This window comes from Homoserinimonas sp. OAct 916, assembly GCF_003260275.1.
Taxonomy (GTDB): domain Bacteria; phylum Actinomycetota; class Actinomycetes; order Actinomycetales; family Microbacteriaceae; genus OACT-916.
The window spans coordinates 1-12,403 of the sequence record NZ_QJHB01000014.1; the positions used below are offsets into that span (position 1 = coordinate 1).

Annotated in this window: 10 protein-coding genes and 1 pseudogene; 4 read left to right on the forward strand and 7 right to left on the reverse strand. The window is 61.2% G+C overall.

The genetic code is table 11. From position 1 onward, the window contains the following. Positions 1–1,273: pseudogene (locus tag DL891_RS15095) on the reverse strand (hypothetical protein); the annotation flags it as partial. A 241-nt stretch (positions 1,274–1,514) separates the two neighbouring features. On the opposite strand from DL891_RS15095, the gene DL891_RS15100 reads away from it, so the two are divergent. Further along, on the forward strand, positions 1,515–2,222 hold the full coding sequence (locus tag DL891_RS15100; protein WP_111721290.1) for a CDP-alcohol phosphatidyltransferase family protein: 708 nt from the start codon (positions 1,515–1,517) through the stop codon (positions 2,220–2,222). A gap of 32 nt (positions 2,223–2,254) precedes the next feature. Here the strand turns inward: DL891_RS15100 and DL891_RS15105 are convergent, their stop codons facing one another. From DL891_RS15105 to DL891_RS15115, 3 genes are read right to left on the reverse strand one after another with little or no spacing between them, the layout of a single operon-like run. Further along, positions 2,255–3,196, reverse strand: a complete 942-nt coding sequence (locus tag DL891_RS15105; RefSeq protein WP_157962544.1) for an NAD-dependent epimerase/dehydratase family protein — start codon at positions 3,194–3,196, stop codon at positions 2,255–2,257. Beyond that, positions 3,189–4,181, reverse strand: a complete 993-nt coding sequence (locus tag DL891_RS15110) for an NAD(P)-dependent oxidoreductase (RefSeq protein ID WP_111721292.1) — start codon at positions 4,179–4,181, stop codon at positions 3,189–3,191. Before DL891_RS15110 ends, DL891_RS15105 begins: the two co-directional genes overlap by 8 nt. After that, positions 4,178–5,512: a nucleotide sugar dehydrogenase gene (locus DL891_RS15115; RefSeq protein WP_111721293.1), complete on the reverse strand. Its 1,335-nt coding sequence runs from the start codon at positions 5,510–5,512 to the stop codon at positions 4,178–4,180. The genes DL891_RS15110 and DL891_RS15115 overlap by 4 nt, the downstream gene beginning before the upstream one ends. Positions 5,513–5,834: 322 nt before the next feature. Here DL891_RS15115 and DL891_RS15120 point away from each other — a divergent pair, with 322 nt between their 5' ends. Beyond that, entirely contained in the window at positions 5,835–7,043 is a 1,209-nt protein-coding gene (locus DL891_RS15120; protein WP_198668944.1) for a glycosyltransferase family 4 protein, read from the forward strand. A 1-nt stretch (position 7,044) separates the two neighbouring features. On the opposite strand, the gene DL891_RS15125 is transcribed toward DL891_RS15120, so the two are convergent. Together DL891_RS15125 and DL891_RS15130 are read right to left on the reverse strand one after the other, a co-directional pair. Then, positions 7,045–7,749 (reverse strand): DapH/DapD/GlmU-related protein, encoded by a 705-nt coding sequence (locus tag DL891_RS15125; protein WP_111721294.1) that lies wholly within the window; start codon positions 7,747–7,749, stop codon positions 7,045–7,047. Continuing rightward, positions 7,746–8,987 carry a lipopolysaccharide biosynthesis protein gene (locus DL891_RS15130; protein ID WP_157962545.1) on the reverse strand — a complete coding sequence of 414 codons (1,242 nt, stop codon included), beginning with the start codon at positions 8,985–8,987 and terminating at the stop codon, positions 7,746–7,748. Before DL891_RS15130 ends, DL891_RS15125 begins: the two co-directional genes overlap by 4 nt. 191 nt (positions 8,988–9,178) lie before the next feature. Between DL891_RS15130 and DL891_RS15135 the strand changes: the two genes are divergently transcribed. Next, positions 9,179–9,802 (forward strand): putative colanic acid biosynthesis acetyltransferase, encoded by a 624-nt coding sequence (locus tag DL891_RS15135; protein ID WP_111721296.1) that lies wholly within the window; start codon positions 9,179–9,181, stop codon positions 9,800–9,802. Further along, positions 9,803–10,906, forward strand: coding sequence for a glycosyltransferase (locus DL891_RS15140; protein WP_111721297.1), 1,104 nt, complete (start codon positions 9,803–9,805; stop codon positions 10,904–10,906). Here DL891_RS15140 and DL891_RS15145 read toward each other — a convergent pair. Then, complete coding sequence (locus DL891_RS15145; protein ID WP_111721298.1) at positions 10,842–12,401, reverse strand: hypothetical protein; 1,560 nt, start codon at positions 12,399–12,401, stop codon at positions 10,842–10,844. The genes DL891_RS15140 and DL891_RS15145 overlap by 65 nt on opposite strands. Positions 12,402–12,403: the final 2 nt, after the last annotated feature.

Sequence of the window (12,403 nt, forward strand, 5' to 3'; positions counted from 1 at the left end):
TCGACATGGCCTCGGCCGCCGGCAGAACCGTGGGCGGCAACCCGGTGTCGTCGGGTCCGAAGCGGGTCAGGCTCTGCTGCGACTTGCCATTCACAAGCGTGTACTCGCCACCAACCCACAGATAGTCCTTGCCCGTCGTCCTGCCGGTGGAGACGACGAGGGCACGCGGTCCGATGTGCTCGCCGACCCCGTCATTGAGCGTGGGGAACCAACCATACATCTGCGAATCTGCAGGATTATTGGCCGAGAGGTAAATCCGCTTGCCGTCTGGGAACTCGTTCTGTGAGTTGCAGTCGTGGTGATGGTGTGCCTCGTACAGTGTTCCTTTGTAAGGCAGGATCACCTGGGTCGCCCCGAGACAGTTGTCCCGCCACACCTGGTCCAGGGTGTTCCAGTCCACCTTGAAGCTGCCGTCGAACACCCCGCCGCCCGTGCCCTCATTGCCCACATAGAATGCCGATTGATCAGTGGAAATCACCTTCGTGATGGAAGTTCTCGTGATGAACCCGAGCGGGTAGTTTCTGATGTTGTTACCTGTGACGGCGTCAACAACGGCAATGGAGTGCGAGTCCTGGCCGTTGACATAGAAGAAATCGCCACCGATGGCCACTTTCGTCCGGTCGGGCGAGGCCTGGACCGCCCAACCGGTCGCGTCCGCATCGGCAACCCACGGAAGCAGGTCGCCCGTTGTCGCATTGACCGCGGCAAAACGCTGCCGCTGCTGCCCGTCCACCGACGTGAACGAGCCGGACATGTAGACCGTGTTCTCCGTGACGGACAGTCCGTAGACAAACGACGAGATGTTCTTGGGCCTGAACGGCTTCACCGTGCAGGTCACCGGGTCGATGGCTGCGGCCCTCAGCGCCACGACGCCATTGACGTGGCTGAAATTGCCCCCGATGTAAACGGTGTTGCCGTCTGGTGACGTGACGGCCGTGCGGATTGTGGGGGTTCCCCCGACCATGGCCAGCGACATCTGGCACGAGGAGGGCGCCCCCGTGTCGGCGTCGAGGATCACCAGCCCGTTCAGGTTGAGCGGGGTGCCTGAACCGCCGTTCGGCGGCAGGACCTGCGAGAAGGTGCCACCGGCGACCACCTTGCCATGGGCCTGACCGAGCGCCCAGACGGTGCCGTTGGTGCGCCACGTGGGAAGGTCATCGGCACTGAAATGCACCCCCTCCGAGATAGCCGAAGCGGCTTGCACTGTCGGGACGGCGAGGACGAGGCCGGAAACCATTGCTGCGGTCGCCAAAACCACCATTGTTTTGCGCATGCGATCTATCTCTCGGGTATGCAGCCTCTCCAAAGTGAGGAGAACAACGACTGCGAGCGAAATGCGGTCATCGACCACGGCTTGGCAGCGCAGAACGGGAATTCCGGACTACCAAATACTATGGATCAGAACGAACGATACTGAGTTGCCCGCCCGCGCACAAGCCCCCCGAAAGAGTTACAAGAAATTCTCAACTATCGTTGATGATGGAGCGACCACGGGCTGAGATGGGGAAGCGCAGATGAGTGTATTCACGCAGGCATTGAAGGATCTGGAGTCGTCACAGAAGCCGCAACGCGGCGTCTCCCTGTATTCACGCTACGTGAACCGCCCGCTCGGCAGATTTCTGGCCGCCGCATGCCACACAGTCGGGATGTCGCCCAATCAGGTGACCGCGGCTTCAGCCATAGTAACTCTGCTCGGGTTGGCCCTTTTGGTGACTGGGCCGCCCTCCGTGGCACGTTCTGCCGGTGTTGTGCTCCTGCTTGTGCTCGGGTTCGCCCTGGACTCCGCCGACGGCCAAGTGGCACGCCTCACGAAGAGCGGATCACCGGCCGGCGAATGGCTCGATCACGTGGTGGATGCCGGTAAACACGTTTCGGTGCACGCCTGCGTGTTGGTGGCGCTGTTCCTGTATGTCGACACCTCGCCGTGGTGGTACCTGGCACCTCTGCTGTTCCAAGTGGTCGCAACGGTGATCTTCGCCGGCGGCCTCCTCGTCGACCTGCTCAAAAGGGCCCAGCCCACAGTTGCATCACCGGAACCCCGCCCGCCATCAATTGTTCGGGCCATCGCGTTGCTGCCAGCCGATTACGGCATCCTCGCAGTGAGCTTCCTGCTCTTTGCCTGGCCGCCTGTCTACCTACCTGTTTACACTTTGCTGCTCGTGGCGAATATCGGGATCATGATTCTCCTCCTGCGCAAGTGGTTCCACGAATTGCGCGGGTGACCGGAAACCTGTTCGCTCTGTGAGTGCGCGCATCACTGCTTCTGGGACCGGATGAACCAGCTCACTGTTTCCGGAATCCCTTCGCTCAATGGCACCGCAGCTTCAAAACCGAGACCGTCTCGGGCACGCGTCACGTCCAGATACCGCCTCGGCTGACCCTCGGGCTTTGAGTGGTCCCAGCTGACCTCCCCGGTATAGCCGACCGCGTCCTGCACATGCTGCGCGATCTGCGCCACTGAAGTTTCGACGCCGGTACCGATATTCATGGGTTGCGGGCCGACGTCGGCAGTGCAGGCGAGGACTATCGCGCGTGCAGCATCCGTCACGTGCAAGAACTCACGCGTGGCGCGCCCAGTCCCCCAGTTGGTCACCGCGGAGCCCTCGCCGTTTGCCGACACGTAACGTTTGATGAGCGCCGGAATCACGTGACTCGAGTCATCGTCGAAGTTGTCCTCGGGCCCATAGAGGTTTGCCAGCATCAGCACTACGCTGCTGAAACCGTACTGGGCTTGATAGGTGGCGCACGCCTCGTGCAACAACCGCTTGGCCATTCCGTACGGCCCTGTCGCCCCAACGGGCGCCCCCAGCCACACGTCGTCCTCGCTCAGCGGCAGCGGCGCGTCCCGAGGATACGCGCACGTGGTGGAGACAAGCACGAACCGATCGACGCCGTGCAGGCGAGCCTCTTCGAGGACCATGAGCCCCATCAGCGCATTGGCATACAGGAAGTAGCCGGGGTTGGCCACGTTTGCGCCGATCCCTCCCACCGCCGCCGCCGCATGGACCACGATCGACGGATTCACCTCGCAAAACATCCGACGAACCTCACTCTGCTCCGTCAAATCGTAGTCACCACTGCCGATCGCAACCACTATTGCACCGGCGGCCTCGAGTTGCTGGCACACGTGCCGACCCAGGAAACCGCGCCCACCGGTCACAAGAACGGTGCGACCGGACAGACCGGGTTCAGTCACGATGCGCCACTTCGGCGATATTGCTGCCGAGGAAGTCGTCTGCGTACCACTTCGCAGTCTGGCCGACGCCATCCTCCAGGCTCACGCCGGGCTCGAAGCCGAGGCCGCGCAATTTGGTTATGTCTGGGCACCGCCGAGAAGTTCCACCAGGGGGCTTCACCCCCGGAACCAGAGTCACTGTGACTCCCAGGCTCTCGCCGATCAGCCGTACAAGGTCCGCGATCTTGACCTCATGATCGGTACCAACGTGATAGATCTCGCCACTGGCGCCTCGGTCTCCGGCAATCAGTGCTCCGCGCGATCCATCGGAGATGAAACAGAACGAGCGGGTGTCGGAACCATCGCCCTGAATGGGAAGGTCAACCGCTCGGAGTTTCAAACCATCGCTCATTTCCACGATGCGTCGAGTTATCTCCGGGATGACGTGTTCCACGCCCATGTCAGGGCCATAGAAATTGTGCGGCCTGAAGATCACTGTTTCCAGACCTCGTTTGGCCGCTAGATGAAGCGTCAGCAATTCGCTCGTGATCTTGCCTCCGCCGTAGCTGAACCGAGGGTTGGTGACGTCAGGAATCTTCAACATCTCGGACTCGTCCGTGGGCACCTTCGACGGTTCCACATATGTTTCGCTGGTCGAAGCGAGGACGTACCGACGAACCCCTTCAGAAAGCGCGGCGTCGATCGTGTTCAAAGCACCTTTGATGCCGACCTCAAGCACCTCATCCGGTCGCTCATAGAAGAACCGGGTTCCGTTGATGTAGGCCAGGTGCCAGACCACCTCGCAGCCCCTCGTGGCGGCGCGAACCTGGTCAGCATCGCGAACATCACCTTGGATGAACTCGATTCCGTCGCCCAGACCGGCCAGCCTCCGTGCGTGACCGCGCGAATTGTTGTCAAATGCCACAACATGGTGGCCCTGCTGCACAAGGTCAGCGCACAGGGCGGCGCCGACGAATCCGCTTCCGCCGGTCACCAGAACCTTCATTTCGCGATCTCCTCGGTCAGTCGGCCGGCCTGGTAGAAGATCTGGTCGACCTCGCCCACATTCCAGAGATCCGCGACCCACGTATCCGGAGATCTTTTGCCCAGTGAGATCAAAGCCTCGCGGTATCCGTCGTGGTTGGTGGCCACGAAGACGATGTCGACATCATCGAGCGCGTCGTCGACGCTCCAATTACGAGGGGATCCGACACTCGGTTCCGGAATCGGGTCGGGAACATGGCGTTCAGAGATTCGGATCTCCAACGGCAACTGCCGATGAATATATCGCCAGAGCTTGGGCGCAAGACTGTCGCGCAGGTCATCGGTGCCCGCCTTGAAAGTGAACCCGAGCACTGCAACCCGCTTGTCATGCAACGACGTTCTCTTCAACAGGTTCTCAACCAGGAACGCCGGCATGAACTCGTTCAGCTTCCACGCGGACAAGAGCATGTCCGGGTAGGCGCTCCACTCATTGATCATGCCGAAGTCTTTTCGCAGACAGGTCCCGGCGGTGAATCCGGGAGACGCCAGAAAAGAACGTGGGTACTTGTAGTTCGCAAGTCGTTGCGCCTCATAAATATTGGCACCGAAGTCGTCAGCAATCATGGTGAATTGATTGGCGAGCGCAAAATGAACGTAGCGAAGGATGTTGTTGAAGAGCTTTACGAGTTCTGCCGTAACGAAGTCGGTCGGCAGAACCTCCTCGGTCAATCGCCCAAACAGCGCCATAGCCCGCATTCCGCTCTCGTCGTCGGTGAAGCCGACGATCTGCGGCAGGCTGTGCAACTCTTTGTACGCCTTCCCCTCGGCGATTCGTTCCGGGCAGAAGGCCAGATACAGATCGACTCCGATACGGAACTCGGTGTGGCGCTCGAGCCATTTGCGCACGAACTCGGTCGTCCCCGGCGCCACGGTGCTACGCAGACACACCAGTTGGCCGGCGCGCAGATGCGGGGCTATCTGCCCCAGCACCCGTTCGATCTGAGAAAGGTCGGTTTCGATGTGATTGTGCAATGGGGTCCCCACAGTGATGATCACCGCGGAGGACCGAGAGACTGTTGAGGGATCGCCCAGCACCTGGAAGTCGCGCCTGGCAACCAACTCGTCGTATCCCGGTTCAGAGAATGGCATCCGGCCCTGATTCACCTCTTCGCGCAACTGCTCGTCAACGTCAATGCCGACTGATCGGAGGCCAGCGCCGAGAAAGGACAGTCCCAGAGGAAGGCCGACCCGTCCTGTCCCGATGATGCACACGTCGAAGTCGAACGCCTTCTTCAGGGGTCTGGCTTCGATCGACTCCGGGTTGGCTTGGACAAAATCAGTTTCAATCGACATCGGGAAAAGTCTCCTCCTGCTGCGATCCCTGCCGGTCGGGTACTGACAAGGACTGGACGCCCCTGAGCCCGTTCAGGCCACCAAAATGAGCATTCTCGCAGTTCGCCCCACAGTCTATAAGCATGAATGAGCTCTGAATCAGACCATTTTTGGGGGATGGGTCTTTCTCCCCGAGGGTTGTAGACTCCGGTGGGACCGCCGAGATCGAGCGTTGAATACGGCCTTTCCAGGACATGACAAACGGTCACGGGGGGTTTGTGCGCCCGCCTGGGTCCACTCCCGCCTGGCGCGGAATCACGGAGCGACCGAGAGCGAGACCAGAGTGAAGATCACTTTCATCGGCATCAACTATGCCCCAGAACCCACGGGGATTGCCCCCTATACCGCCGGAATGGCGGAGGGGTTGGTGCGCACTGGCGACCATGTACGAGTGATCACTGGGTTTCCCCACTACCCCCAGTGGCGTATCAGTCCGGGGTACTCGGGATCATCTATCACGGAGAACCTGGCTGGAGTCCGCATTCGGCGGGTTCGCCATTATGTTCCGGCACGGCCCGGACTCGCGAATCGCCTGCTCATGGAACTCGTTTTCGGAATGCGCGCCATCGTGTCCCGCTGGGGACGCGCAGATGTCGTGGTGATGGTGAGCCCGGCTTTGTTCTCGACTGCTTTGGCCGCGCTCAAAGCACGAATTCTCCGCGTCCGAGGGTTCATCTGGGTGCAGGACATCTACAGTCTCGGTGTGTCCGAGTCAGGAACCGGCGGCAAAGCTGCTGGGCGTATCTTACGCCTGATCGAAGGCACCACTCTGCGCTCGGCATCTGGCGTCATTGTGATCCATGAACGATTCAAGCGATACCTCGTCGATGAACTCGGGATCGATGCGAGCAAGGTTCACGTGGTACGCAACTGGTCACACATCTCGGACCCGAACGGAGAAAATCGCTCAGAGGTGCGCGACTCGCACGGCTGGACGCCACACGAGACTGTAGTGCTGCATGCGGGCAACATGGGAGCGAAGCAGGGTCTGGAAAATGTGGTGCATGCGTCTCGGCTGGCCGCGGAAGTTGAATCCCCCATTCGCTTTGTCCTGCTCGGTGACGGTAATCGACGACGCGCGCTACAGGACATGGGAGCGAACTCCCGGCTTCAATTCATCGATCCCCTGCCTGACGGCGAGTTCGAGGAGACGCTCGCGGCCGCCGACATCCTGTTGGTGAACGAGCGGCCGGGCCTCACCGAAATGTGTGTGCCGAGCAAATTGACTTCCTACTTCAATACGGGGCTGCCGGTCATCGTGGCCACGGACAGGTCGAGCATCACCGCTGAAGAGTTGGAAAGGGCGGCAGCCGGGGTAAGGGTGGATGCGGCGCAACCACAAGACCTTCTGGATGCGGCCACAGCGCTTGCCCGTAATAGCGATTTGAGCCGTTCCTACGGACAAGCCGGTCGATTGTTCAAGGAACAATACCTGTCAGAAGATGAAGCGGTGAATACATTCCGCTCGATCATCAAACCCGCGGATGACTGAGTCAGAACGCGTCTTCCACAGTCTCACCTGTTGCCGGGATGTACACGCGGCGAGTACCGGTCACGGAGCGCGTGAACCACGACCCTTCCGTCGGCCCCCGATGCGTTGCTGGCACTCCTGCCCATAGCCCGGGGGCACGCACCTCGCGGCTTCGTGTCAGAACCGAACCAGCTCCGAGAACCGAATCCGCCGGCATTTCGGCGCCTCCCAGGAGAATACAGCTGGTGCCGAGAAAGCTGCGTTCCCCGATAGTGACCGGATATGCCGCCTGGGCGTCACGACGAAGGTCGATACTATGGGTCAAAATCGTCGTGGAGTGGCCGGCCACACTTGCGTATTCACCCACATGAACCGATCCAGAGCAGTCGAGCCGGTGCCGACTCGTCACGTATGAGTGCGCACCGAGAGTCAACCTTGCACCGCCCTGGTAGAGCCGGGCGAAAACCTGGTTTGCGGTGATCGTGTTGAAGCGTCCGATGGTCGCATCAGTTCCCAATGAGACCTCGTGAAGGTTCTTTATCGCGTTCCAACCGCCGATTCGACTTCCTGGCCCCATCGAGAACATATTGACGTTGATCACGAGACAGCTTCGTGCGATTGCGGTCGGATGAATGCGGTGCCCGACCCGGCGTAACAGCCAGTTCTTGACCTTGCTCGAAGGCAACAACCACAGCAGGGATTGGGCCCCAACTCTCAGCCTGTTCATGATTCCTCCACTTGCATCGTTGAAGATCCGGCATCTTCGCGAGTGAAGAGTCCGCTTCGCGCTAGCGAAATGATCTCGATCCCGAGCCGAACAGTCAATCCCGAGATGATCCCCGCCAATGCGCCTTCGGCACCCCAGAGCACAGCTCCCAGTGCCACCAGGGGCAGTCCCACAATGAGACCCGTGACGGTGGCGCGGGCTGCCACGTCGAGCCGACCGAGTGCAGAGAGGCACGCCTTGCTCACGGTGGACTCGATCACGACCATGCCGGTGATGGCCGACATGAGCGCCAATGCCAACGGGCTCGGATGGATTTGTCCGCTGCCCAGCCATCCGATCAGCTCCGGCGCGACAATGAACATTCCGACACTCAGAATCACGCCGAACACGACGGAGAAGGAGATCGCCTGTCGAACGCGCACCGGCAATCGTCCGCGAGGTGCTCGGGGAACCCAACCCTGGATCACTGCGGTGAGCGGGCTGAGGCCCACATTGACCTGACGTTGCACCTTGTCGAGCACTGCGTAGATCGGTTGCACTCCGGGCGCGAAAATTGTCACAATGGCAATCGGGGCGGCCCCGTAGGTTGCGGTCGTGATACTCGTTGCCAGGCCGTTCCGCTGTGCCCAGAAGACTGCAGAAATCGGTCGGCGGCGAACCGCCCGGAGCGCGTGCATCCGCCACGGTCTGACGATCCAACAGAAACTCACGACAAATGCGGCGAGCATTCCGGCCAGCTGCCATAAAACCCCGATCAGTGCGCTCGAGCCCGCGAGCATGAAAACAATTCCCACAGCGGTTCCGGTAACCCGCGGGAGGGTTTCACACAGGAGAAGCGCGAATGGTCGGGCACGCCCGACAAAGAACCAACTCGATGTGAGACCGATGCTCGCCGTCGAGAGCGCGCCGACCCCGGCGAAGAGAGCAAGATCTCGACCGATGAGCCACGCCAATCCGAAAGCCACCCCAGCGATCGGCAGACAGAGGATGAGCTTGCAGATGACCGACTCGACATACTCGCGGAGCCTTCCTTCTGCGTCAGCTCTGGCGATCACCGCTGGCCCGGACAATTCCCAGCCGTAAGCGATACCTACCGCCGCGATACTACCGATCGCTTGACCGGCGGCAATCATTCCCCATGCAGCCGGTCCGCTGGCTGCCACCATCGCCGGAATCGTCGCAAGCGATGCGACCGCCAGAAAGAGCATCGAAAGCCCGAATCCGAAGACTTTGCCCAAGCCTGCACCTGCACGCCGGAGCGGGATTCGGCGAAGTACTCGTGGAACGCTCAGCATCGATACCATCCGCTTCTGGGTGACGGTGCTGCCGACATGGCGTTCATGCGAACAACCTAGCATTCGCGGGCACGAACTCGACGGGGCTGCCCATTCGCTCACGACCCAGAGCGCGAATGCGTACACTGACGTGTATGGGAGTCCCCGGTCCTGAAGCCACGCCCGCACCTGAGACGACCGCTTCTGCCCAACTGCCGCTAGACAAACCGTTCCTGCGTCGCGATCTGACGGGATTTAGCGGAGCTGGGTATGACCGCGGCCGAAACGCGTTGTGGCAGGTCGCCTGGCAGTTGATCTCCGGGCTCGTCGTCGTTCGATGGTGGTGTCCACCCGGGGTGAGGGCAACCATCCTGCGATTCTTCGGCGCCGAGATCGGCAAGAATGTGGTGATCCGACAGCGGGTTCGAATCCATTGGCCGTGGAAGCTCCGTATTGGCGACGGGACATGGATTGGTGACGGAGCGTGGATTCTCAACCTGGAGCCGGTCACGATCGGCAGTGACGTCTGCATCTCCCAGGAGGTGCTGCTCTGCACAGGAAGCCATGATCGTCACTCGCCCACTTTTGAATTCGACAATGGGCCGATAATCGTCGAGGATGGCGCGTGGATCGCCGCTCGGGCCACCGTATTGCGTGGCTCCACCGTCGGTCACGACAGTGTGATCGGAGCGTGCACGCTGGTGGCTGGAATCATTCCCCCGGGAACAGTGATGCACGCCCCCCGTCCGAGTTCCAGGCCGCCGCGAACGGAGCGGTGAGTGCGCATCCTTTCGATCGTGACCCTGGTCAGTCCCTTGGGGGAATATGGTGGGCCGGTGCGTGTGGCCGTCAATCAGGCCATCGAGCTTCGCCGGCTCGGCCACGAAGTGTTGCTCGCCGGCTCCGCCCGTGGATACGAAGCTGGGCGACCAACCGAGCTCGAAGGAGTTCCGGCAGCACTGTATCCGGCGCGAACGCTGCTGCCGGGCATCGGTTTCGCCGGCTTGGCCGCACCCGGACTTCATCGACGACTCGCTCGGCTCACGCGCAACGTCGATGTGGTGCATATCCACGCCGCTCGCGACCTCGTCACATTGCCGGCTGCTGATTGGGTGCGCCGCAGAGGAATCCCCTACGTGGTGCAGACACACGGGATGATCACCCCGACGGAAAGGATGCTGGCTCGCCCCCTGGACGCGTGGCTCACTCGGCGTGTCCTCCGTGACGCGAAGAGGATCTTCTACCTGACTGAACGAGAAAAGAATGAATTGCCCCAGGTCGGCGGTTCGGCGCTGAAGCTTGAACAACTCGGCAACGGAGTGCCCGTCCCCCGGGTGTACCCAACCCCACCGGGGGTCGAGGTCCTGTATTTGGCCCGACTTGCGGAGCGAAAGAGACCGATTGAGTTCGTCGAGATGGCGAAACGTGTTGGTCCTGAGTTTCCCGACGTGCGCTTTCGACTTGTCGGCCCCGACGAAGGCCAGGGTTCACGAGTCGCCGAAGCGATCCGCGACTCCGACGGAGTCGATATCGAGTGGGAGGGCGCGATCAGTCCCGATGCCGCGGTGGAGCGAATTTCCCGTGCGACGATCTACGTTCTGCCCTCGGTGGACGAGCCATTCCCGATGTCAGTACTGGAAGCCATGTCATTGGGCGTCCCCGTGGTGATAACAGACAGCTGTGGTCTGGCGCCCTTGGTCGACGACGAGAAGTGCGGCGTTGTTGTGGACGATTCGCTCAGCTCCCTCGTCGCCGCCGTGACCTCACTGCTCCGCGACCCTGATCGTGCCCGAGAATTGGGCGCCACCGGAGCACGGGTCACTCGTCAGCGTCTTGGGATGACGGCCGTTGGCCATCAGCTGGAGCGGGCCTATTCGCGCTGATCGGGTCAGGCGGGGCAATCGGTCGGGCCCGCTGCCTGACAATCAGCAGGCAGAAGATGGTCACGGCAACGGCACCCGTCGCCTGCAGTAGTGAGCCTCGCAAAAGGATAGTCATGTAGACGGGGAAGATCGCCCCGACGATTGCCCAGTGCCCAGCCCGCTGGATCGCGGGCAGCAGTTTGGAGTCCATGACCCGCAGAAAGTACCCCACCAGAATGAACCCCAGGGCAAGGACGATCGGGCCGCCATTCACCAGGAACTCTGCCCAGAGCGGCGCCGAAAGATTGTCAAAAGAGTATCCACGGTACTGTGCCAGAAGAATGCCGGTGTCCACGGGCTTGTCGGGCCAGATCCCTCGCGGCACCCAGAACAGGATGACGCCCAGTGCCTGGCGCCCCGGCTCGACCAGGCCATCAAGCACGTAGGAATAGGCATTCGCGATCTGCCAGAACGCGTCATAGTCAGGGTTGCCCTTGTACTCACCGAAGAAGCTGTCTCGGCCCAATTGGACTGTGGTTCCTCGAAATGCGTCAGCGATCGGAAAAAGGAATACGAAAGCGACGACGACGGCCGCAAGCGTTATTCGAACCCTTCCAGGCGAGACGACCGCCCCGGCGTAGACGACCAGGGCGAAGAGCACGGTGCCTAGGCTGTAACGCGCACTGCTCAGCGGGTTCACCACAATCAACAACAGAGCCGTCGCCGCCATCATCAGCACGAGATACCATCGTGAGACAGAACGGCTGGCCTTCTTGCGCAATTGTGACAGGGACCCGATGCCGACAAGCAGCGGGTAGATGGCGAGGGAATAGATCACGGATCTGGTGGCGGGGTCTGGCCAGAGAGCCGCTCGCGTTGCCTGGGCCAGCTCACGGGAGCCGAAGAGTGCGCTGAAGCCCATTCGAGAGACGAAGAAGGCGCTTGCCGCCACTCCCGCGACGATCAGGAGCGTGGTTCTTACTGCACTGACCGCCGTGACGGGATCGGAGTGCTTCGGTTGGGCCGCGGCGGGGAACCGTTCGGCCTGGGCGGGTCGACGACGACGACGTTCACGGGCTATCGCCAAGATCCGCCCGATCTCGTAGCAGATCACTCCGACCCACACCAGCACGGCTGTCGACAGATCAAGGGCCTCATCGATACCGGGAGTTGTTCGCGAGATCAGCCCGCTGCGCAGCTGCACAGTCGGAGCCAGACCCATGAATATATAAGTGAAGAGCCAGAAGAAAAAGTCGAAGAGGAGCGCCCGCCCAGAGACGATCGCTACAGACAACCGCACTCCCGCCCACGCCGTGAGGGCGAGCGTCAACAGCCACGCACTGCTGCGGCCGACGTCTTCCACCTGCGCAACCAGCATTGCAGGCACCACAGCAGCCAGAAGTACGGCAATGGCCAGAACTCCGAGCAGTTGAGGAACACGACCTGTCGGGGTGTCTGCCGCACGCGCCGCATCGCCCCGGGGGATCCGAGGCGGCCGGCTTCCGATGGCCGTCACGA

Excerpts from the sequence above, each read along its gene's own strand:
- DL891_RS15100 (WP_111721290.1), top strand. The coding sequence starts at position 1,515 with ATGAGTGTATTCACGCAGGCATTGAAGGATCTGGAGTCGTCACAGAAG.
- DL891_RS15135 (WP_111721296.1), top strand. The coding sequence starts at position 9,179 with ATGGGAGTCCCCGGTCCTGAAGCCACGCCCGCACCTGAGACGACCGCT.
- DL891_RS15125 (WP_111721294.1), bottom strand. The coding sequence starts at position 7,749 with ATGAACAGGCTGAGAGTTGGGGCCCAATCCCTGCTGTGGTTGTTGCCT.
- DL891_RS15115 (WP_111721293.1), bottom strand. The coding sequence starts at position 5,512 with ATGTCGATTGAAACTGATTTTGTCCAAGCCAACCCGGAGTCGATCGAA.
- DL891_RS15110 (WP_111721292.1), bottom strand. The coding sequence starts at position 4,181 with ATGAAGGTTCTGGTGACCGGCGGAAGCGGATTCGTCGGCGCCGCCCTG.